A 22,272-nucleotide genomic window follows, 5' to 3' on the forward strand; every position below is an offset into this window, starting at 1 on the left:
TTAACCCGGCGACAGTACACTGGTGCTGTTGCCAGAACAAAAGATGAGCTGTGATGAAAACATTAAAAAACTGGAAGTTAATCAATAAATACCCCGACCATTTGGAACTGCTGGTCGATGACCGACATATATTTTGTCTATATGTATTAGAGCCAAATCTCTGCCGGGTATTGATTAAAAAAGAGGGTAAGCTGGCACTGAACCGCACCTGGAGCATCGCACCAGAGGGTGATGTTCCGTGGTCTGGCCGTGATCGCCTGAGTTTGGCTGGCTTCTCTGTGCCGGGTTATCAACTAGAGCAGCACGAAAGCCGGTTGATAGTGACCACTAACAGTCTGCGAGTCACCATTCACCAGCCGTTATATTTAGAATGGGAATATAAAAATCAGCAAGGCGAATGGCAACCACTGGCAGCGGATAGACCAACCAGTGCTTATCTACTCAGCCCGCAAGGAGAAGCGATTGCTCACTATCAGCGCCGTTATCCCAATGAGCAATACTATGGATTAGGTGAAAAAGCCGGCGATCTTAACCGTGCTGGCCGTCGCTTTGAAATGCGTAATTTAGATGCGATGGGCTATAACGCCGCCAGCACCGATCCACTTTACAAGCATATTCCGTTTACCATCACCCGCCGTAATGATGTCAGTTTTGGCCTGTTTTATGACAATCTCAGCAGTTGCTGGTTAGACCTGGGCAATGAGATCGATAACTACCATCTGGCCTATCGCCGCTATCAGGCCGAAGCTGGCGATCTCGATTACTATATGTTCCTCGGCCCGAAAGTGCTGGATGTCACCAAAACCTTTGTTCGCCTGACCGGAAAAACCCAATTTGGCCCCAAGTGGAGCCTCGGTTACAGCGGTTCCACCATGCATTACACCGATGCTCCTGATGCGCAGGTACAACTGCAAAAATTCATTACTTTATGCCAACAGCATGATATTCCATGTGATTCGTTCCAGCTTTCGTCTGGTTATACCTCGATCAACAATAAGCGTTATGTCTTTAACTGGAACTACGACAAGGTGCCGCAGCCGAAAGTGATGAGTCAGACATTCCTGCAAGCCGGTATCAAGTTGGCCGCCAATATCAAACCTTGTCTATTGCAAGACCACCCTAAGTATCAAGAAGTTGCCAAGCGCGGACTCTTTATTCGCGATGGTGAAAGCGGGCTACCCGAACGCTCTTCATTCTGGGATGACGAAGGCTCTCACCTTGATTTTACCAACCCGGACACCGTGGATTGGTGGCAGGAGAATGTCACCAAACAATTGCTGGAAATGGGGATTGGTTCAACCTGGAATGACAATAACGAATATGAAGTGTGGGATGGCGAAGCGCGTTGTCATGGGTTTGGTGAATCCATTGCCATCAAACACATCAGACCGGTGATGCCTTTGCTGATGATGCGCGCCTCAATGGAAGCTCAACAGGCATTCGCACCAGAAATACGCCCATATCTGATATCTCGTTCCGGTTGTGCCGGAATGCAGCGCTACGCCCAAACCTGGAGTGGCGATAACCGCACCAGTTGGCAAACCTTGCGCTATAACATCCGCATGGGGCTGGGCATGAGCCTGTCTGGGTTATACAACTTGGGTCATGATGTCGGTGGTTTTTCCGGAGATAAACCTGAAGCCGAGCTGTTTATTCGCTGGGTACAAAACGGCGTAATGCATCCACGCTTTACCATCCACTCATGGAATGACGATAACACCGTCAATGAGCCGTGGATGTATCCGGCTGCCACTCCGATGATCCGCGATGCGATGGCGCTGCGCTATCGCCTGCTGCCCTATTTTTATACACTGCAATGGCAGGCTAGCCATGACGATGAACCGATGTTACGCCCAACATTCCTCGATCATGAGCATGATAGCAACACGTTTAAAGAAAATGATGACTTTATGTTAGGTCGTGACTTACTGGTCGCCAGTGTGGTGGAGTCCGGGCAACGCCTGCGTGAGGTTTACTTACCAGATAATCACGTCGGCTGGTACTGCTTCCACACCGGGCAGTGGTACAGCGGTGGGCAGACAATCACCTTAGATGCGCCGCTGGAGCGGTTGCCTCTGCTGGTGCGCGCGGGTGCGGCATTGCCACTGTCACGCCGTATTGCTTTCGTGAATGCAGAGCAAGATACCCAACGCGAACTGGCGCTTTATCCCACCAAAGGAGGCGGCCAATCCAGCGGGATGCTATTTGAAGATGATGGTGAGAGCCACCGTTGGCAGCAAGGGGGCGCATTGTGGTTGAGCTGGCAAGTGACGACCGATAATCACCGCATTGATATCACTTTTGAACGCACGGGAAGCTATCAACCCGCATGGCATGAGTTGGCGATTAACTTGCCACAACATGAACATCGCGAGTTATACATCAATGGCGTTGCCAGTGATAAATTGCAGATAAATCAAATTAGTTAATGCAATGAGCGGTGACCAAATGTAGCGTCAATAATCCAGAGCGGGTTCTATTCCAGAACCCGCTTATTTTTCACATGGTTTATTTTTCACATGATAATACTGACGATTTAGCGCAAGAGTTTTAATGCACCAGTCAATGAGCGCACCCACTTCTCCGGCCCAACCAATCCCAAACCATCGAGTTGTTCATCAGCCAGGGAACGTAGCGGAAATACCGCTTCATAATCCTGAAAACTGTGCATCGAGCGCGCAAATGCAGGGAAAGGCACAATCGCCCGCTCATGAGTGGCCGCTAAAGCTTTCAGCAATACGTCTCTCATCTGCGCAGCATCCGCCTGCAAAATAGGTACTGGTAATTTTGAGCTAACATCAATTTCATTCCCCCCCGAGTCAGACAATACCGTCCCCGCTAATTGCGGAAATTTTGCTGCTAAACCAATCCCTACAGCACTGCTGGTATTGGCAATTAAGCCAACAGGAAGCTCAGGATTAACAATAATTGCAATCCGTATTTGTTCTGCCATAGCCATACCCTTTTGCTATAAATAATGTGCAAAAGATCATATCCCGCCCTTGACGGTAAGTGCTTTCTTTTATCAGCATCATTCCGCTAGTATAGGTAAAACATACCCAAAACAAATGATAATCAGGTAGAAAATGCCATCACCATTGATAACATCGGCAGATATAAAAATTCTAAAGCAACTACAGCGTGCAGGCCGGATGACTAACCAAGAGTTGGCCGAAAAAGTGGGGATGGCAACCTCCCCTTGCTGGCGTCGAGTCAAGCAACTTGAAGAAAGCGGCATTATTACCGGCTATCAGGCCAATATTGATCGCCGAAAAATAGGTTTAGGGATTTTAGCCTTTATTCGGGTAAAAATTGACAGCCACAGCGAAGAGGAAGCGAAGCTGTTTGAAATGCAGGTTGGTGCGCTAAAACCAGTGATTGCTTGCTATGCCGTCGCGGGGGATGCCGACTTCCTGCTACAAGTGGTTGCCGAAGACCTCGACAGTTTCTCCACCTTCGCGATGTCGGTTATCCGCCGACTTTCGGGGATTAAAGAGATGCAAACAACATTTGTGCTGCGCGAAGTCAAACCGCTGGATCATTTGCCACTGGAGTAACTCACACCAAAAGATATCAACCGATGCCTTTTATCTCCTTATCTACGCAGCCAATACTCTACTTCGCCCGGAAGCTTTGGTGCGATAGAGTGTCTCATCCATGCGTTTAAACAAACTATCAGAATCTTCACCCACCTGATGTTACGCCATGCCAATGCTAACGGTAAATTGTGGCAGGTTAGGATAACTAATTCCCTAAACGCTCTGCCGAATTGACTCCGCAACACTCACTGCCCCTTCCAGATTGGTCAGTGGCAAGAGAATAACAAACTCCTCGCCTCCCCAGCGGAAAACCCTATCGCTCTCACGCGTTCTGGACTCTAAAGCTCTCGCCAGTAATACCCATACTTCATCACCTTTGTGATGGCCGTGCTTATCATTAACTGACTTAAAATGGTCTGCATCCACCAGCATCAAATTACCTGATTTTTGGGTTAAATATTCCATACGTCTGCTTCAACAAACTTCAGAACGGCGATGATCTGGTGCTCAGTGAATCGGGTCTTACGCATGGCACTCTCCTCCGGGAACATATTCTGTCTGTCGGAGAACGCTAAAAGTGAATGGTTCTTTTTAGTGGGATACTTACACTACGATTATGGTATTGTTCTTAACAAGGTTTTTGTTAACTCTATTCATCGGTTTGCACTATTCACATAAAGACCTATTTACTAAAGTCAATAAATATTATCTGTAATTAATAAAGGAAGTAATATAAGATACTGAAAGATCACTTACAGTAATGCAGCACTAAGGAACTATATGATTGAAAATATCATCATTGGGGTAATGACAGGAATTATAAGTGGGGGTTACACAGGTCTGGTAATCTCTAAGTACATTTTATTTACTTCATTACGTCGCGAAGCTCTCAGAATCATAAGACGTATTGACTACATTGATGGACAAGGTTACTCCAACTACGAGTCACTACCAGAAATGGTATTAATTTCCTCCGATTTACTTTCTCTTAATCACCAAAAGGCAGGTGATGGTATAATGGGAGTGTTCAAAAAAATCAACACAGAGTTATCAATGAGACCTCTTAGCACTAACGGAGATATAATATGTGAAGGTCAAAAAACCATAAGGAGTCTACCTGCTAACATTTGGGTTTTGATCAATCCGTTTTCTTTGAGAGTCTGATAGTTATCTTTCTATACCATTCCCTATTAGTGAGTCGTATTAAATATGTTTTCTCTCGACAATAAAAAGACAAAGAGCAGTCATAATATATGAAAAAGAAATTTTTACTAACTATGAATGGTGAAGATGTCACAGACAGCATACGTACATCGGTTTCCCAACTGGGATTATCCCCTGACATTATGAACCGCTGTAGTATCTTTCTTATCTTACAACTCCACGCTACAGTCATGTCTGGTATGGAGAATCCTTTTAAAGCTATTCGTGAACTTAATTTATTAGAGAATGACCCCACTACCAGTAGAACAAAGCCCCCGACCATGTACAGAGGTAAATATCTTAAAAATCTTTGGCACAAACATTATGAAGGTACTGGAATACAATCTCTTATGACCAATCTGCGAAATCAATTTAAGCTTAACCAAAAGAATCTCGGCTCGGGTCTACCCAAATTAGCCGCAGAAATCGCAGAAAATGAAAAGGCAGGTATGAAGAAATACTTTGAGCCAGAAGATGCATATAAAATTGCTAATGAATTTACAATAACTAACTTTCAACGACGTGTCGAAGAAAAAAAGATAACTGGTCATTGGATTATATATGCCAATTATAACAAGAAAAATTACTACCTGTGCCTTGCCAAACATTCCGATGATGATAAAGAGATTCGGCAACGTATTGATTCAATATGTCTTCAAGAGTTCCCTTTCCTAAAAGGTATTTTATCATCTTTGTAGTATTTGGCTAAAACTGGCCTCTCTCTGAATGTTCTATATAAGTATTCTTAGGGCTAATATCTTTTAATAATATCTCTATGTTAAAACTCTGAGTGATCTTTAATGGCATTTAAGTAAGTCCTTGTCGAGATGATGACCATAAATTAATATTAGCCATTCATATCTTTGCTATTCACTCATCGACTGACTCTGAGCGACACAAGAAGCAACGATAAAGGTCGCTGATTGTCTGATAATGGTCATCAGACCCTCTGAAAGGATACGATAAGTTACGGTGAATGTGTTCCCCCAATAGTGAGTCGTAACCTATCAGTAACTATTATATTGACAGAACTATTCCCCTTCTACTTGCTTAACAGTTTAAGGAGTTAATTAAGTAAGTTCACCAATACGAACACCAGTAGTAAGACCCAATATCTCTGATTAGCTATAGCTGTGATCGGCAATTTTTTGTTGACCACTTAAATTAAAACCTTTTCATAGCCTCTTCCTATAATAATAGTTTAATCAATAGCACTGTGGCACACACGTCAGACATCCTATGATTCACAACTAAGTTCCTCTTCTCCTGCGGAGAGTTAACTACTATTGATATCAGTACCCTATTCTCTATATCTAAGCAGGCTTCTTGTCTCTACCTTCAATTCCTTTTAGCTGATTCTCGGGCATACTATTAAACATAGTTTCGATCTCTTTAGGGCGAGTAATACGGTCAATAACGATAATATTCAACAACTTAAAGAGACTGCGAGCTAATTGAGGGTCATCATCAAGACTAATCTCTCCGGGATGGACTGCCTGATTACCTACAATACGACATATATCAGCAGCCCGTTGAATCATCGGTGGTAGACCTTTATCAACCAAGGACCTAATATCGGAATTGATGTTCTTGCCCGGTTCACCAAGATGAACCATCAGTTTCTGAAGGCAAAGGCGCAATAACGCAGCAGCCCCTTTAGATGACAAATTAACGATATTACGAGCCTCTATATAATCGTCCTTACAATCCTCTGGCATATCTGGGTTTGGCATTTCAATAGTGGTAATTAGAGGAAGAATTATAGTCTTCCCATGCCAATATGAGTAAGAACTACAATAGGCACACTGAGCACTACTTATTGGAGTTGAACCATGCCCCTGATACCCATACGCAAGTTTCTCCCATGACTGCTGAGCATAAGCACCACAGCTTGGACAATTAAAAGCGTTCTCACCAAACTCAGGCGGTACGAAATCAACCATTAGAATCTCTCTCTGTAGACCTCAGCCAACACTTCAACTAACCTATCAACTTCAACATCTTTTGCATATCGATCATAAGTAATCGACCCTGAGCTATGGCCCATAATAGCCTGAGCATAGGCTAACTCAACACCATGCTGTTTCATCAAAGTTGCTATTGAGTGCCTGAGTGAGTGGAACGCCAAGCCGTCACGGTCAGCAATGACTTTAGGTAATAATGTTCTATTAAACCACTTACTAATTTGTTCTCCATAGCCATTCTTCATCAAGCGGAGACCATCGAACACCATTGCAGTATCCCCCATTGTTTCTCTACGGTCTGCTACCAACTTCATAAAGTCAGCCAATACGAAACCATAAGCACCATCAACCAGAGGCACACAGCGATCACTATGCGCATTCTTGATGGATTTACCTGTTAGGTTACTGCCGTCTTCGTTGATATGAATGTAAGTAGTTCCAGCTTCGGTGGCTCTAATATCTTTGACCTGAAGTTGGGCTATTTCATTGAGTCTCGCACCTGTTATGGCAGCAAGAGTTGGCACATAGTAATGATAAGGCTTCCCTGAGTGCTTCAACGAGTATGCTTTAGATGCATTAAGTAATTTAGCCACTTGCTCTTGGCTAAAGGCTTTACGGGCATCTGAAGTTTTACGTGAGGGAACCCTTAGTTCAAGCCCTTCAGTTAAATTCTTTTCAATCAAATCGTTCTTCAAAGCCCACTTGAAGATAGCAGCCATTTTAATTAGATATTTATTATTGATGGTCACAACATCCAAGCCATCAGATTGATCTTCTCGCGCCAGTAATTCAGATAATGAGATGTTCTTAAAACGCTGCTTTCTGTTCTTAGGTAACTTCTGGAGAACTTCACGAACTTTCAGCATATCCGCACGGGTTGCCTTACTAACATCATTCAGACCCAGATAGTTAAATATCTCAATCAGGGTCAAATGAACTGACCGGTTTTCACTTAACGTTGCAGGCTTCCAGCTCTGAGAGTTCTCCTTCTCATACTGCTCAACAAGAGAAAGAAAAGTAATCACCTTTGGCTCTACAGATAGAAGCAGACTGCCATTCTTATTTGGTGATTCATTATCATTAGTACCATTGTTGTCATCGAAACTATCCAGATACTCCAAGAGTGGCCTGCTATTTCCTTCCAACCGCTTCATACAAGCCTTCAGTACACCAAAGGCCTCATTGATATAACGATGTTGGATGTCGGTAAGCGGCTCGCTGGCGACAGCATCTGTAAGATTCTGCCCTAACTCATTATACTGCTCATGATAGATACCCCACATGTGCGGTTCAAAGAGATCAGAACGCCCAGTAGAAAGCTCCCCCTCCGCTATGTCCCTAAGGTGCTCGCGCAGTTCTTCATAAGAAGCATCTGGGTTATCAGCATGTATCGCCTTTAAAGCTGATTTGATATGTCTTGCAGTAGCCATTGCTGTTCGTCTGTCCTTGGTGCGTAAAGAAACTGAAGTCATTCTATCAATGATTCGAGCTTTACGTATTCTAAGACGAAAGTAATAGACGCCATTGCGTTGATAGATATAAGTTTGATGTTTTGTGACAGGTTGTGGTGATGCAAGCTGAATCATGAATCTGCATGCCCTGTTAGGGTTACACAGTAGGTTACAGTGAGTAACTCTGTGAGACGGCTATAAGCCATATCCCTTGGGATTCAATTAGATAGATTGCTTTAAGAAAGGTTCTGGAGCGGGTGAAGGGAATCGAACCCTCGTATAGAGCTTGGGAAGCTCTCGTTCACTCTATCTCACCAGTGTAACTAAATGAAGTACCTGATTGCGGCATCTTAGAGGATTAATATGATGTCGATCAAGAACAATATGTACCTTTTCCAGAGAAATGATGGAATCTATGTTTTTCAGGTATTTGTGCCAAAGTATATGAGACACCTTACTGAGGGGAAGAGGGTTTTTAGGCGTTCATCTGGAGAACGAGAGCTACAGCGAGCACAGAACTTTCGTGACCATATGATTATTGAATTTAATAAAATTAAGAACCAGCTTAAACCCGATACTCATCAAATCAAGATACAAAGGGGCATTACTGCATTACATGCCCTGATAAATAAAGAATCTGAAAAACAGAATAATAGTAGATTGTGTATTAACAATATTAGTAATAATCACAGTGATAATAGTAAGTACATCACACCTGTAATCTGTCCGACACTCTCACAGATAAGAGATGAGTATCTATCTGAGTATAAAGACAAAAGAAAACTATCAACGTTATCTAAAACACTTTTAGCAGTTAACTTATATTTGGATTCATCTAACATTATTGATGTGCCAATGGACAGCATAAAGCGGACTCAAGTTGCTGCATTTATCAGAGAACAAAGGAAAGACAAGTCACCACAAACAATACAGAACTATTTATCTTCCTTATCAGCCATTTACACCTATGCAAGACAGGTATATGACTGCATACCTTCAGATTGCCCTTTCATAGGGTACACACTGGAAGCAAAAGCAACGGTAATCAGCTATGAACCATTTGAATTACATCAGATTGATAGTCTATTGCAGGAAGCAGAAGAAGAAATAAGGGACGTGATACTTATCGGATTATATTCAGGAATGAGATTAGACGAGATTTGTAGTTTAAAAAGAACTGAAATCATTACTATCGAGGGTATAACCTGCTTTAACATCACCAAGGGCAAGACCAAATCAGCAATAAGGTGCGTACCTATCCATTCAAAACTTATTTATATAGTGGATAAGTATCTTTCCCTGGCTAATGGAGAGTATCTGTTAACACATGCAAATCAGATTAAACGTAAAGACGGCAAGATAGGCCCGTATTACAGCCAGAAGTTTACCAGACTTAGGAATAGTGTTTTACCTTTAGCGACTGATAGACAATGCTTTCATAGTTTGAGGGGGATGTTCATCACTGCGTTAGATAAAAAGGGTGTAGCTGAAAACAGGATAGCAATGATTGTAGGTCATGGCAGAGGCAAGACTGAAAGTTTCAAAACTTACTCTCAAGGCTCTGATTTGAAGGAGTTACTGGGGTATATTGAAATAGTTAACTTTACAGTAATCTTAGAAGATCAATAAACATAATGGGATGCTCTGCTTCTTGGTTTTCTTTTGTATTAAGAAGCTCCATCCCTTTTTTGTGGTAAAAATCTATAGCACTTCTCTTTGCATCCGTTATTAAAAATCTACAACCGGCTAAGGGAAGAATATCATCTAGCGCTGTCATCAATGCATGTTCAAACAGCATTGAACCAATTCGCCGCGCGCGCGTTTTAGAATCAACAGCTAAACGTGCAATTTTTAAGGCAGGCAGGTATTCATATCGTTGTGCGCCAGCACACTCACCTAAGTCATAGTCTTTTAAATTGACCTGACTACAAGTTAGTGTGATGTACCCTAAAATTTTGTATGCACAATCATCTTTTGAAATAGCTTTATTTACTCGAAAATTATCATCAACGACAACATAGGTTTGAGCAATGCAACCATTCTGGAAAACTAAGGCGTCATTCTGAAGAAAGCTTTTTAGCGGCTGAAATTCAAGCATACCGCTACTGAATTTTTTATGGGAGTGATTTTTATTTAAAGGTAGGATAAGCAATTCAGGTTGTAAAACCTCATCCATTTTGTTTCACAACCTATTTTCCAGTAATAAATTATGCTCGTTTTGCTAGTTTCTGGCGTAACTCACGAGCATTTTGCAGAGAACGCTTCGCGTTTTCGTTTGGTTTACTGTTGCTCATCTGCTTGAGCATTTGTTCAGCATCTTTACCTGTAAGGACGGTACGGCCAAACATAGTACTTGATATAGCCATTTATACCTCCTATATGCACTATTGAATAAATGATCTTGTTTACTTATGTAAGCATTCTACTCTAATTGACCGACTCGTCAACATGACTGCACATAAATTATCCAGCAAGTGCAGCCATAATACAGCCTTGTCCCTTAGTTTTTAACGGTTAAGGTAGCTAGTGTTGATATCGTTAAGTACCTGCTCGTTGTAGTTACTAACATGCTCTGAAGCTATCACACTAAACACCCCCTCAAGCTTTCCTGAATCTATGTTCAATTTAACATCCGCAGGTTTCACAGTTATATGGTTTACTGGTGCTTGGTACTGACTACTAACTTGATATGGCTGTGGTCGCATTGCTGCCGCAGATGGAATCATTGCCTGTGGAGTCATGTTGTTTGCAACGGGTTTACTATCTTTAAACTGATTCTTCAATAGTTCCCAAGCTGAAAGCCCCATGATTAAACTAGAGTTGGAATTCAATCTCCTTACTGGCTCTTTGACGCTCTGAACTAACTCATTCTGTGTCTTTGGCTCGGCAAGTTGGCTAACAGAAAAACCAGTAAGTTTAATAATGTGGGCCACGGCTTTCCCTAAAGCTTCTACTAGTGGGGTTAATTGGCGCATAGCTTCCGCTAGACCATCGGCCCCGCCCATCGCACTACTAAGGGCTACTGAGAATCTATCGCTTAGGGTTTGTGCTGAATTTGAGACCGCTATTCCCCACTCTCTTAAACGGGTAAGGCTCGCTAACTGCTCTTCATTCAACATTTGTCCAGAATCCATCATTTGACCGATTGTATCTATAATTTCTTTTCCATTATCTGCATAAAGCCCTGATATATGAGATAAATCATTAACCGTTTCCTCATAATAGCGTTGGCTTTCGGCTGATTTATTCAAGGCTTTTGCATTAAGTTTCATTTGCACAATGAACTCACTAGAGGACATTTTAGCGATATCTTTCAATGTAAATCCCAATGGGGCAAATAGGTCGTTGTAGACGTCCGTAAGCTCACCCCCGCCTTTCAGCTTATGTGTTTTCTTGTCAAAAGTACCTTGGCTGGTAAGTTCACCAATCTTTTCTTGTAGGTCTTGAAACACATTTTCTAGATTAGCGTCGATCCCCTTATTTTGAACAAGTCTCTGCAATGCCTGAGCTTCGTAGCTATCTACACCGGCTTTTCCTAGCTTGTTAATCTGTTTAGCACGGTCAACGGAGGAAGACGCACTGCTGTACGCTGCATAAGCACCACCTACAGCCCCTGCAACAGCATACCCACCCAAGCCCACACCTAACAGAGCACCACCACCTTTACGGCCCTCTGCTGCTTTAGTTTTGGCTGTCTCTCTTTTCAATCGTCTGGCTTGTGCCTCAGCTTTTCTCGTATTGGCGATGAGGAACTTCATCTGCTGATTCATTTCAGATAAATCAAGATTTCCTTTCTTGTACTCATTAGCTAAAGCTTTAGCCTGTGCAATAGCTTTATAACGTTGCCCGACCCCCAGATTCTCCATTCTACTGATAGTAAACGTGGCATCACGGAGTTTCATTGTCCCGTTAATTTCCCGTTTCAGTGCTAATTCTGATTGTTTCTTTAACTGTAAACGACGTTTCTCTGCTAATGCTGCCTCTTTTGCCTGACGGGTGGCTTCTGACTGGGTTTTCCCCACACTATTCATTTGTTTCATTTGAGCGGCGGTTACCGCGGCCCAATCCTTGGTTGATGCTTTCCCCACCATACCTGTGCCGAAACCTGACTTAACTTTGTTTGCTTGATTGTAGACTTTTGAAATAGCTGCCATCTGTTGATTGGCTACGGCTTTTGCACTTGCTACGGCTTTATTGGCAGAGGCTGGAGAAATGCTTCCTACTGTCCCTATTGATTCTTTCCTCAGCTTTTTCATTTGTTCTTTTACTTTCTTTAAGCTTTGGATATCAGTATCAAATTTAATGACGTTACGTAACGTGGCGGCTGTTATAATCATTGTTTATCTTCCTTTTATTATTATTTTTCTCAGATAAATAAAAAGCCCAGTCTTTTTAAGACTGAGCTTTTATTATTTAGATACAGGCTCTGTTATTGCTTGAAACAAGCTATACCCATTTTTAAGTCGCCAATTAAGCGTAGATTCGTTAATTTTAAGAAAACGCGCTAATTGCCGTACATTCAATAAGTTCAATATAGTTTCATCACCACGAATACATTTAATTACACGTCCTGAATTGTCTTCTATTTTTAGTTGCATAAACTTACCCTCTATTTTTCTATAAAGCACAATAAAATTATAATAAAGACTGGAGGAAGATATACCCCCCAGTTAATTAGTAGCATTAGCCATAGATAAAAATAGAGAGCTATTACAAACTCTCTAAAATCCATTTAGCTTGCTGTGTTGGTAGCTTTTAGAACCACATTGGGTAGAAGAGAGGCTGGCAATAAGCTATGTTCATTATGAACGTTTACCATCTGCATATCTGTGTAAGTCCGATATGAATAAACACGTTGCGGTGACATCTGTGCTACATCCATATTCCTAGAAGCTGGTCCGAAATAACCTACATAAGGAGTAGTATTGGGTGAAAACTTAGGTACAAAATATGCTTCATTAGTGTCAATACCATAGCTTGCATCTTCTACACGAATAAACGTCATGTCCATAAAACGGAACATACTGAATCCAGGCAAATTTGCAGATTCTTTGTAGGTGGTAATAATATTGTTGCTGTTATCGGCTGCGCTTGTAAAAGTGAAAAGCTCTTTTACGCTGGCATGGAAGCGTAACTTGCTATAGAAGTTGCTGCCGCAAAACACAATAGTATCCTGCATTGCTGTTGATAGATTCCCCTGAACATTTCTGAGCTTAACCATTACATCATCGAGCCACATTGGGACATCAGTCGAAGCAGAAGCGAGATCAACAGTAGCTACCTGTTGGGAGAATCCGAACGTATCTACCCAATTGATATTCGGGTTTTCCGTTTTAGTTGCATCTACAGTGTTTTTAAACAGGCATTTTGCAAGTAATTGCTCTGTTGTACGGCGGTACGCTGTGTGATGTTTATCTAGATAATCAATGATTACACTGGTTACAGTCCGTTCAGAATCCGTCCCCATGGCGCGGCGTGACTGGAATGCTTCAGGTGTTACAACATCCTGACGGTAGAAATGTGGGATCTCTATATTATATGAGCTGTAACGATCTAAAATAGTGGTATTCTGATCAGTCCCATAGCGCATAGTTTCTGTATTAATAATAGCATTATCTGAAACCAGATAATCAACTGCAATGCTGCGCGTTGCGCTCGGCTTAAAATTAAATAGTCCTAAATTTTGTAATAGATAGTTTTGACTAGGGATTAGTTTAAAACTCTCGGTTAAATCTACAAGTTGATTAGGATTATTGTTAGCACTTAAAATTGTCATCACCCTTCCTTTATTATTATAGTTTTATAATTTGTTGTACAGGTTACTATTGAATTCGAATAAACCCAGAGTTTGTAATTAACTCCTTAGCTTTCTGTAAGCCACTATCCGCTACTATAAGAGAAGCCTCTTTTACTACAGCCAAAAGACCAACTACCCTGACCCGCACATTGGAACCTTTATCTGCATAATCCAAGCTAACATATACCTCGCCTGTAGTACTGGAGTTTACCAAAGCGCTACCGTCACTTTTCACTACTGACCCCGGTTCAAGGTCTACTACTAATGTGGAAAATACAACGGCTGTTTTCGAGAATACATCATCCGCAAAATAACTTAAAACGTCACCTTCATTCTTTATTTCTTTGTATGCAGCAATAGTCATTTAGTTAGACCCCTTATATTTTATTTTAATTAGCTCATTGAATTCATTTAAATCATTTTCTTCTTGTCGTTCTGATTTATTTATTTCAGCATCTGAATTCAGGACTACAGCGGATGTGTTAAGAATGTTTTCTTCATTGTGTTCTTCCGCTTTGATAGAAAATTGCTTTGCAATAAAAGCCATCTTATTGAGCAATTCCATATCATCGGAGTAATAGGTAATCTTATACTTTTTGTCACTTGTTGACATGATTTTATATTTCCTTCTTTTGGTGATGCTAAAATATTATTAGCACTTTGAAAGTCATTCTATTTTAAAATGACTTTGAAAATGATTTAAGTAAGACTCCAATTTATTAGACCACAATATATTATGGGTGAGGATTAATAAAAAACCCCACTCCAGAAAAGCAGGGTTTCTTACAACACAAACAACAAGGAAGTAAACAATGAAATCAGATTATCAGAGAAATGAGCGTGAAGAGCGATCATTTATTAACGTCTCTTTTATGAAAAGACCTTAAGAAATGTCACCTACTGGCAATGTGGTGCTGAATCACAAGGAACTGTCCAGAAGATGAGGCATTATTGTAATTAAAGTTTGATGGCACAATACTTTAATAATCTAAGGAGAGGAATTCTTATGGCTATTATTCGTGGTAATGAGTTTCAAATTATTCCTCTATATTCATATTATAACATTTTTCAGGGGTGACTACAATATATTGCAGTGGTTTTTCTTGACTATTTATTATTTATTTTAATATTCTTCTTATGCAAGAATATTACCCAGCCCTGTTAACTCATCTTGGAATTCTTTCACAGCTGCCTCTGCACATCAGAGGCTTTAACAGAAGAAATTACTAACTGTTGCATAGCAATCTCTGGTGGTGTAATAGCTTGCTGTTCAAGAATAGAGCCACGACTACCACGAAATTTATTATTAATTGGATTTAGTCTGTGATGAGCAATAGCCTTGGATGCAACCTTGAGCACATTTGTATAGTTCTTTATCGTTGTATCACAATAGCCTTTCTCATCATCATCAAACATTACCTTTTTTCTATCAAAGTAACTTCTTACTGTAATAGTGGATAGTGTTTCAAGTGCTTGTAAGGCACGAAAGAATCGATAAGGTGATAATCTTGTATCTTTCCCCGCCTGACCTAATGCACCACAAATACAATCATCAATCCAATCAGGTAACTCTTCATAATCCCAGTAATCATTTAAATAATGTTTTGTTTCTTTATTGCAGACAGTAATAACGCTACCCTTAGTTCTTGCCAATCTTCCTCCTATTTATTGTTATTGTTTAGCCTCTTCTTGCAATTCTTTTAACTTTTGTTCTAACACGTGCATTTTATAAAGTACGATGGCCTGTGAGTACATATTCCTGCGCGAAGCACTAAGACCAGATCTAGGTTGAATGTAAGTTCGAAGTGCTGAGTATGCGAGTTTCCCTGAAAGGATATCCGCTAATGTTTCTTCTGCGGTATTGCGAACTGTTTGTTTAGTTTTCTTCATTATTTTTTCCTTTTGTTCAATGCAAAAAGGCCACCTCTATTGGGTGACCTCAGACAATTAATTTATTTTAATTTGACTATCTTTCTAGCTTAGAAACAAACTCTCTTGCTCCTACTATTATAATACATCAGATTTGGAATAATGTCAATATATAAGTCATATTATTTTTGTTATATATATCCAATATTACAATAACAGAAATAAAACCGTTTTACAAGTGGTCTACCTAATTAATAGGTAAAACCTTGCACAGTTTAATCTCTCTGTATATCTCTTGTAATTCCCCTTTGTTTTAGCCCTTCATGTAGATAGGCTGTAGGTCATTTATAAAAGCCACTACTATAAGAGATAAGAATAAATCGACATCCCGACTGTCTTTCTGACACTCTGACTATCGATTACTTCTAACATTCGTTTACTGAGTTAATCACTCTAAGCTTATCGCTTCTCATGCTAACCTCAGACTCATGTTTATAAAACCCACTACTAATATATAGGGTCTTCTTTCGCTACGCTCACACCGAACACCCTACTAACTGTAACCGTATAATTAAATGATTAATGAACACGACAACCCCATGTCCCTTACTCTTTTAATGATAAGGTAACACTCGATAACCAAACCATCACATATGTAATGATAAAGATATTACACATTGCAATGTTCTTGGTCTCGTGTCTCTTCTATTTACTTGTGCAAGCTGTTAGCTAACCATAGGTTGCACAATATATGTATATATTAAGGTCTTGCATGGTTTACTGGTGTTGACCTTGTTCTTTGAGCCCTTATAGGCTTAAGATTATTCTTTTTCTTTCTCTGTTTATTAAAAACGTTCTTCTAAAAGCCTATTACATACTTTCCAGTTAGATTGTACATAGCTGGTACAGCGTTTACTGGAACACATTATCTGTTATGGCTGAGAACACTCTAACCGAGTGAGTATCACTCTTTCAGCCATTACTCTTATAGTAGTGGCTTTTATTCCTGACTCTTACAGAGTCTATAGTAGATCGTTTTATCGATGTAAGAATGGGATATTTAAGGAGTGAGTAACGACACACCGATAACTACTATAAGTATGTCGTTTTATTTTTAGTTAGAAACGCCTATTATCTTTGTTGTAATAGGATCAACAGATTCAACAATAAGCCCCGTTCTATGAGTATACCATCCAGGTGTCCATTTACCCTCTTTCGGTGCATCACCATTAAGCTTGTTTTTAAGCCCTGCATTCTCAATAGAAGCTAAAATAACTTCCTGACAACCTTTGGTTAAGTCTGCACTAGTAGTGTCATATTCAAAGCTACCACTACCATCTTTTGCTGACCATTCAACTTTATACTTAGGCATTATTTTATCCTTATTGCTGTGTGAGCATTAAAAGTAATCTATCCCAATATCAAGAAATGATATTAACCAGATATCCTCTTGTTTGATTTTATTGGAACAAGCCTACGTTCTGCAATTAACTTATAGTCATCTTCGAATCTGTCACTAAGCACGGATTCGTTACCCCCTTCATCTTGGAACTTCCTCATCCCATCCCAAAAAACCTTTTTACCATCAATGATAACTAGCCGTTTGGCCCAGATAGGAGCATTCATGAAGTCACCATCTACACCACTTAACAGTATCCAGCGCATTATCACCCCTAATAAAAATGATCTAAATCAATAAGTTAAAAACAAGACTTCTTTCGTATAGGGTAAACAACTATTAGTCATTTTGAAAACTGGTTGTGTCGATCGAACTCTCTTAATCGATCGGTTAAATCTATCGTTTATACCTATCATATTTACTTATTTGATTGCTTATACTGATCAAAAACAACAGTTAATCTAGGGTTTATATAGCCCTTAAATAACCGGTAATGATTTGCCTGGTTAGGTAGTGATTACACAGTGCATAGACATCTGCATACCTCTGTAAGCCCCGCCCTGTTCTGGCCTACATAATATTGTAGGAAAAAAGGCACTAAGCGAATATCCCTCTTAACTCTCAAAACCATGCAAAAAATGAACTACAAATGAAATTTTTTATTAATTATCATTATTGTTTGTTTTTGATATGCATTCTCATGTTTAACACCTAACAAAGAGGTGTTTAGATGTTATTTCTAAGTCACACATTATTATTCTGTGATATAGAAAACATGCGTAATCATTGACTATCCCATCATTTAGATTAAACTGACTTCATACTAAATATTCTGTGACTTAGAAAACCCAGTAAACAAAAGGAAGTGGCTAGATGAAACTCGTTGATGCAGTAAAAACCAGCGAACAATGTGAACAGGTAGGCGAACTACTCCTAAAGCATGGTAATCAAACCTATGCCGATATCTGGAACTTTGGCCTACAGGTAGCCTTACGCATATCTGACCTGCTATCCCTGACTTATGCAGACGTACAAGGGGACAGGTTGACTATCATTGAAGGGAAGACCAGCAAGCCTCGTCACATCGTGTTAAACGACAAGGCTAAAGCCATCGTAGAGCGTCGCAAAGCTGCCAACCCTACTCATGTATATCTATTTGAAGTCTCTACTAATAGAGCTAAAGGGAAGCCTATAAGTAGGGAGAACGTATCTAGAAAGTTCAAAGAGATAGGTGAGATTATAGGTATTGCTTTAGGCACTCACAGCATGAGGAAAACGAGAGGATGGGTGATGTACAATTCAGGGATAAACATAGAAACAATTGCCAAGGTTCTTAACCACAGCAGCCCAGCTATCACTATGCGTTATATCGGATTAGACCAACAAACAGTTGATAGTACTTACACTTCCTTCATCATCTAATCGCACCATGCTAGCGCCTTCCGACACGCTGTAAACAGCTAACGATATTTTAGGATTATAATGCGAATGATTCTCGCCTGTGGTGAAGTGTCAAGCAGTGCGGACACTGAGCAGGCAATATTTTAAGGCAAGAAAAGATAGAAAGTAGTCCCTTTTAAAAGAGGCCAGAAGGGGGGGGAGTAGAACTGTAGACAATAGAAGCCATAAAGCCCCGTTGGTGATACAACAAGCATAAGCGGAGCGTAGCGACTTCATCAGTATTCTCATTACACAATAACTTATCAGGATGCCTTGTGTACCAATAGAGGAGCGCGGGCGAGACGCAGATAGAGCTTGCGTGAGGTGGCAAGTACCATCACCATAAACCTGTTTTGGCTATCATAGACAGCACATCGGGCTTAAATGCTTATTGTGTAGTGTTTTTGGATAGAGTTTAGAGCCTACATGGTTTGTGCGGCATAGATTATCTTGTTGTGCTATCGCGGTAAGAATCTTGTAACGACCGCCAGCGGTTTGATATGCTACCCAAATTAACCACACACCAAAACGCGACAGGTGTTCGTGTAGTTCAATGGCAACAATTAGAGAGACTATGGATTTCTAACTTGTTGATTTAGCTGCGTAGTGTAGCTAAATGAGACAGTGGAGCGGGTGAAGGGAATCGAACCCTCGTATAGAGCTTGGGAAGCTCTCGTTCTACCATTGAACTACACCCGCTTCGGTGTGCGGTTTGCATTATAACCGGTTCTTCCTCGTGGGCAAGCGAAGATATAGCCTAAGCGTTGGTATTTTAAGCGATTAGATTAAACAAAGTATTACCACTACTCTTTTTGCTCAGTAAAAAGGGCGCTAAAGCGCCCTAATAGATTTACCGTTAGCCGGATTGACTTATTTTACCGGGCGCATCGCCGGGAACAAGATAACATCGCGGATGGTGTGGCTGTTGGTAAACAACATCACCATACGGTCGATACCGATACCCAAGCCTGCTGTTGGCGGTAAGCCATGTTCCAGTGCAGTAACATAGTCTTCATCAAAGAACATCGCTTCGTCATCACCAGCTTCTTTGGCGCTAACCTGATCAGCAAAGCGCTGTGCCTGATCCTCAGCATCATTCAGCTCGGAGAAACCGTTACCAATCTCACGCCCACCGATAAAGAACTCGAAGCGGTCAGTGATAAACGGATTGTCATCATTGCGACGTGCCAACGGTGAAACTTCTGCTGGGTATTCAGTGATGAAGGTTGGTTGAATCAGGTGGCTCTCTGCGGTCTCTTCGAAAATTTCGCATTGAACACGGCCCAAGCCCCAGCTCTTCTCAACCTTGACCCCTAATGATTCAGCGATAGCCACCGCTTTATCCATATCGTCTAAATCAGCCACGTTGGTTTCAGGACGATACTTGCAAATGGCTTCTCTCATGGTCAATTTGGCAAAAGGCTTACCAAAATCAAAGGTCTGCTCACCATACTGCACCACACTGCTACCCAATACGGTTTCAGTCAGCGTGCGGAACAGCTCTTCAGTTAGCACGATCAGGTCTTTGTAATCCGCATACGCCATATAGAGTTCCATCATGGTGAACTCTGGGTTATGACGCGGTGAAACACCCTCATTACGGAAATTACGGTTGATTTCGAACACACGTTCAAAACCACCGACAACCAGACGTTTCAGGTACAGTTCTGGCGCGATACGTAAGTACATATCGATATCCAGCGCATTGTGATGAGTCACAAACGGGCGGGCGGAAGCACCACCGGGAATCACTTGCATCATAGGGGTTTCGACTTCCATGAAGCCTTTTTCCACCATGAAGCTACGGATACCAGACATAACCTGTGAACGGATTTTGAAGGTATGGCGGGAATCGTCGTTCGCGATCAGATCCAGATAACGCTGACGATAGCGGGTTTCCTGATCCGCCAAACCGTGGAATTTATCCGGCAGTGGGCGCAGTGCTTTGGTCAGCAGGCGTAGTTCGCTACAGTGGATAGACAACTCACCGGTCTTAGTTTTAAACAGCTTACCGCGCGCACCCAGGATATCGCCCAGATCCCACTTTTTAAATTGTTCGTTATATACGCCTTCCGCCAGGTCATCGCGAGAAACGTACAGTTGGATACGGCCGCCGACATCTTGCAGCGTCACGAATGATGCTTTACCCATGATACGACGGGTCATCATACGGCCAGCAACAGTCACTTCGATGTTCAGTGCTTCTAACTCTTCATTCTCTTTATCGCCGTACTCAGTATGCAGCTGGTCAGAGATGTACTCACGGCGGAAATCATTAGGGAATGCAATCCCCTTCTCCCGCAGTACAGCCAATTTTTCCCGACGAGCTTGTAACTCATTATTGAGATCTTGCGCTTGCTCAGCGACTTGTGGTTTTTGCTCTGACATCTCAGTTCCTCATAGCCCGGCTTTCAAACTTGCTTCAATGAATTTGTCCAGATCGCCATCCAGTACCGCTTGCGTGTTACGTGTTTCCACACCGGTACGCAAATCTTTGATACGGGAATCATCCAGTACATAAGAACGGATCTGGCTACCCCAGCCGATATCAGACTTGTTATCTTCCAGAACTTGTTTGTCAGCATTTTTCTTTTGCATCTCAAACTCATACAGCTTTGCTTTCAACTGTTTCATGGCTTGATCTTTGTTTTTATGCTGAGAACGGTCATTCTGGCACTGTGTCACGATATTGGTTGGAAGGTGGGTAATACGTACCGCCGATTCCGTTTTGTTAACGTGCTGACCACCCGCGCCAGATGCGCGGTAAACGTCAATACGCAGGTCTGCCGGGTTGATTTCAATATCAATGTCATCGTCAACTTCTGGGTAGACAAAAGCAGAACTGAAAGAAGTATGACGGCGGCCACCGGAGTCAAACGGGCTTTTACGTACCAGGCGATGGACACCCGTTTCAGTGCGTAACCAGCCAAACGCATAATCACCGATGATCTTAATGGTGGCTGACTTCAAGCCAGCAACATCACCATCCGACTCTTCAATGATTTCAGTTTTGAAACCTCTGGCTTCCGCCCAACGCAGGTACATACGCAGCAACATACTGGCCCAGTCCTGAGCTTCTGTACCACCGGAGCCAGCTTGTAAGTCCAGATAACAGTTGGCACTATCATATTCACCAGAGAACATACGGCGGAATTCGAGCTGGCCTAGCTTACCATCGAGAGTATCTAACTCAGCTACAGCTTCGTTAAAAGTCTCTTCGTCGTCAGCTTCAATCGCCAACTCCAGCAGACCGGAAACGTCTTCCATACCTTGATCCAATTGATCAATAGTCGAGACTATCTCTTCCAGCGCTGAACGCTCTTTGCCCAACGCTTGTGCGCGATCAGGCTCATTCCAGACGTCGGGCTGTTCCAGCTCGGCGTTTACTTCTTCCAGTCGCTCTTTCTTGGCATCATAGTCAAAGATACCCCCTGAGAACGGCTGTCCGATCAGACAGGTCCTGAATTCGGTTTTTTACCGGGTTTATTTCAAACATGATTTTGAGTCTTACGTTAAGTCGTAGATGACGGAATGTCATTATACCCGTCATACGTCAAGCTGCATGTGTGTTGGCTGTCTTCGTTCACCCGAATCATTGACTGCCTATTGA

Annotated in this window: 22 protein-coding genes, 1 tRNA gene and 1 pseudogene; 6 read left to right on the forward strand and 18 right to left on the reverse strand. The window is 41.6% G+C overall.

The window, feature by feature from the left end:
• Window positions 1–53 precede the first annotated feature (53 nt).
• The gene (locus AT01_RS08265) at window positions 54–2,429 is read left to right on the forward strand and encodes a glycoside hydrolase family 31 protein (protein ID WP_042546789.1); all 2,376 of its coding nucleotides are present in this window, start codon (window positions 54–56) and stop codon (window positions 2,427–2,429) included.
• A 107-nt stretch (window positions 2,430–2,536) separates the two neighbouring features.
• Here AT01_RS08265 and AT01_RS08270 read toward each other — a convergent pair whose 3' ends face one another.
• A complete protein-coding gene (locus tag AT01_RS08270; RefSeq protein ID WP_162484230.1) occupies window positions 2,537–2,959 on the reverse strand; it encodes a DUF2000 domain-containing protein in 423 nt (140 codons plus the stop codon).
• Window positions 2,960–3,086: 127 nt separating this feature from the next.
• Here AT01_RS08270 and AT01_RS08275 point away from each other — a divergent pair, with 127 nt between their 5' ends.
• Entirely contained in the window at window positions 3,087–3,557 is a 471-nt protein-coding gene (locus AT01_RS08275) for an Lrp/AsnC family transcriptional regulator (RefSeq protein WP_042546791.1), read from the forward strand.
• A gap of 42 nt (window positions 3,558–3,599) precedes the next feature.
• On the opposite strand, the pseudogene AT01_RS20680 reads toward AT01_RS08275, so the two are convergent.
• Window positions 3,600–3,977 (reverse strand): annotated as a pseudogene (locus AT01_RS20680) (GGDEF domain-containing protein); the annotation flags it as partial.
• 342 nt (window positions 3,978–4,319) lie between these two features.
• Here AT01_RS20680 and AT01_RS08285 point away from each other — a divergent pair.
• Window positions 4,320–4,703, forward strand: coding sequence for a hypothetical protein (locus AT01_RS08285; RefSeq protein ID WP_042546793.1), 384 nt, complete (start codon window positions 4,320–4,322; stop codon window positions 4,701–4,703).
• A gap of 89 nt (window positions 4,704–4,792) precedes the next feature.
• Window positions 4,793–5,440, forward strand: coding sequence for a hypothetical protein (locus AT01_RS08290; protein WP_042546794.1), 648 nt, complete (start codon window positions 4,793–4,795; stop codon window positions 5,438–5,440).
• A 615-nt stretch (window positions 5,441–6,055) separates the two neighbouring features.
• On the opposite strand, the gene AT01_RS08295 is transcribed toward AT01_RS08290, so the two are convergent.
• Complete coding sequence (locus tag AT01_RS08295; protein WP_042546795.1) at window positions 6,056–6,685, reverse strand: DUF4145 domain-containing protein; 630 nt, start codon at window positions 6,683–6,685, stop codon at window positions 6,056–6,058.
• On the reverse strand, window positions 6,685–8,292 hold the full coding sequence (locus AT01_RS08300; protein ID WP_042546796.1) for a site-specific integrase: 1,608 nt from the start codon (window positions 8,290–8,292) through the stop codon (window positions 6,685–6,687). Before AT01_RS08300 ends, AT01_RS08295 begins: the two co-directional genes overlap by 1 nt.
• A gap of 228 nt (window positions 8,293–8,520) precedes the next feature.
• Between AT01_RS08300 and AT01_RS08305 the strand changes: the two genes are divergently transcribed.
• Complete coding sequence (locus AT01_RS08305; RefSeq protein WP_327212970.1) at window positions 8,521–9,786, forward strand: site-specific integrase; 1,266 nt, start codon at window positions 8,521–8,523, stop codon at window positions 9,784–9,786.
• Here the strand turns inward: AT01_RS08305 and AT01_RS08310 are convergent.
• The 11 genes from AT01_RS08310 to AT01_RS08350 all read right to left on the reverse strand — a co-directional run bounded on the left by AT01_RS08310 (window position 9,761) and on the right by AT01_RS08350 (window position 17,488).
• Entirely contained in the window at window positions 9,761–10,333 is a 573-nt protein-coding gene (locus tag AT01_RS08310; RefSeq protein ID WP_042546798.1) for a GNAT family N-acetyltransferase, read from the reverse strand. The two genes, AT01_RS08305 and AT01_RS08310, sit on opposite strands and share 26 nt — an antisense overlap.
• Window positions 10,334–10,364: 31 nt before the next feature.
• Complete coding sequence (locus tag AT01_RS22040) at window positions 10,365–10,523, reverse strand: hypothetical protein (RefSeq protein ID WP_167335164.1); 159 nt, start codon at window positions 10,521–10,523, stop codon at window positions 10,365–10,367.
• A 141-nt stretch (window positions 10,524–10,664) separates the two neighbouring features.
• Window positions 10,665–12,494: a hypothetical protein gene (locus tag AT01_RS08315; RefSeq protein WP_042546799.1), complete on the reverse strand. Its 1,830-nt coding sequence runs from the start codon at window positions 12,492–12,494 to the stop codon at window positions 10,665–10,667.
• A 72-nt stretch (window positions 12,495–12,566) separates the two neighbouring features.
• The gene (locus AT01_RS21680; protein ID WP_143707657.1) at window positions 12,567–12,755 is read right to left on the reverse strand and encodes a hypothetical protein; all 189 of its coding nucleotides are present in this window, start codon (window positions 12,753–12,755) and stop codon (window positions 12,567–12,569) included.
• Window positions 12,756–12,889: 134 nt separating this feature from the next.
• Window positions 12,890–13,933 (reverse strand): major capsid protein, encoded by a 1,044-nt coding sequence (locus AT01_RS08320; RefSeq protein WP_042546800.1) that lies wholly within the window; start codon window positions 13,931–13,933, stop codon window positions 12,890–12,892.
• Window positions 13,934–13,979: 46 nt separating this feature from the next.
• Complete coding sequence (locus AT01_RS08325) at window positions 13,980–14,318, reverse strand: hypothetical protein (protein ID WP_042546801.1); 339 nt, start codon at window positions 14,316–14,318, stop codon at window positions 13,980–13,982.
• Entirely contained in the window at window positions 14,319–14,567 is a 249-nt protein-coding gene (locus AT01_RS08330; RefSeq protein ID WP_042546802.1) for a hypothetical protein, read from the reverse strand.
• A gap of 569 nt (window positions 14,568–15,136) precedes the next feature.
• Window positions 15,137–15,607 (reverse strand): hypothetical protein, encoded by a 471-nt coding sequence (locus AT01_RS08335; RefSeq protein ID WP_042546803.1) that lies wholly within the window; start codon window positions 15,605–15,607, stop codon window positions 15,137–15,139.
• An 18-nt stretch (window positions 15,608–15,625) separates the two neighbouring features.
• Window positions 15,626–15,844 (reverse strand): hypothetical protein, encoded by a 219-nt coding sequence (locus AT01_RS08340; RefSeq protein ID WP_019210090.1) that lies wholly within the window; start codon window positions 15,842–15,844, stop codon window positions 15,626–15,628.
• Between the two features lie 1,093 nt (window positions 15,845–16,937).
• Complete coding sequence (locus tag AT01_RS08345) at window positions 16,938–17,195, reverse strand: hypothetical protein (protein ID WP_042546804.1); 258 nt, start codon at window positions 17,193–17,195, stop codon at window positions 16,938–16,940.
• A gap of 62 nt (window positions 17,196–17,257) precedes the next feature.
• Complete coding sequence (locus AT01_RS08350; protein WP_042546805.1) at window positions 17,258–17,488, reverse strand: hypothetical protein; 231 nt, start codon at window positions 17,486–17,488, stop codon at window positions 17,258–17,260.
• A gap of 607 nt (window positions 17,489–18,095) precedes the next feature.
• Between AT01_RS08350 and AT01_RS08355 the strand changes: the two genes are divergently transcribed.
• Window positions 18,096–18,644 (forward strand): tyrosine-type recombinase/integrase, encoded by a 549-nt coding sequence (locus tag AT01_RS08355; RefSeq protein WP_042546806.1) that lies wholly within the window; start codon window positions 18,096–18,098, stop codon window positions 18,642–18,644.
• Between the two features lie 643 nt (window positions 18,645–19,287).
• On the opposite strand, the gene AT01_RS08360 is transcribed toward AT01_RS08355, so the two are convergent.
• The 3 genes from AT01_RS08360 to prfB form a co-directional block, all read right to left on the reverse strand.
• Window positions 19,288–19,361 (reverse strand) — tRNA-Gly (locus tag AT01_RS08360).
• Window positions 19,362–19,532: 171 nt separating this feature from the next.
• Window positions 19,533–21,050, reverse strand: a complete 1,518-nt coding sequence (lysS, locus tag AT01_RS08365; RefSeq protein WP_042546807.1) for a lysine--tRNA ligase — start codon at window positions 21,048–21,050, stop codon at window positions 19,533–19,535.
• A 9-nt stretch (window positions 21,051–21,059) separates the two neighbouring features.
• Window positions 21,060–22,158, reverse strand: a protein-coding gene (gene prfB / locus AT01_RS08370; RefSeq protein WP_144404925.1) for a peptide chain release factor 2 whose coding sequence is annotated in 2 segments (ribosomal slippage) — window positions 21,060–22,082 and window positions 22,084–22,158 — 1,098 coding nt in all. Because the reading frame shifts where the segments join, the coding sequence is not laid out codon by codon here.
• Between the last annotated feature and the right edge of the window lie 114 nt (window positions 22,159–22,272).

The sequence above is a fragment of the Yersinia aldovae 670-83 genome (assembly GCF_000834395.1).
Classification (GTDB): domain Bacteria; phylum Pseudomonadota; class Gammaproteobacteria; order Enterobacterales; family Enterobacteriaceae; genus Yersinia; species Yersinia aldovae.